Origin of the sequence: Streptomyces megasporus, from assembly GCF_000718985.1 — a bacterium.
In the GTDB taxonomy this organism is placed as follows: Bacteria; Actinomycetota; Actinomycetes; order Streptomycetales; family Streptomycetaceae; genus Streptomyces; species Streptomyces megasporus.
This window is the reverse complement of sequence record NZ_JODL01000172.1, coordinates 1-308: the sequence shown is the minus strand read 5'-3', so window position 1 is coordinate 308 and position 308 is coordinate 1. Positions and strand designations below refer to the sequence as shown.

The window sequence follows — 308 nt, the reverse complement described above, 5'->3', positions numbered from 1 at the left end:
ACATGGAGGAGGGCAACGCCCTGTTCGTGCGGGCCGGGCACCTGTCCCCGCTGGTGCGTCTTCCGGACGGCGGCACCGAGGAGATCGCGGTGGAGGGCGGGCTCCCGCTGGGCGTCCTCGCGGACGCGGAGTTCCCGCTGACGGCGCTCGCCCTGGCCCCGGGCTCGGTGCTCGCGCTGGTGACGGACGGTCTGGTCGTGTCGGCCGATCTGCAGGTGGACGAGGGCATGCGGCTCGTGCGTGAGGCACTCGCCGCGGCCGACCCCTCCGACCCGGGGCGGATGGCCGACGAACTGCTGGGCGACGCC

At 75.0% G+C, this 308-nt stretch carries 1 protein-coding gene; it reads left to right on the top strand.

The window, feature by feature from the left end; genetic code table 11:
- Positions 1-308, top strand: a 308-nt coding sequence (locus IF47_RS28480; protein WP_037733458.1) for a SpoIIE family protein phosphatase, incomplete at both ends; no start/stop codon positions are given.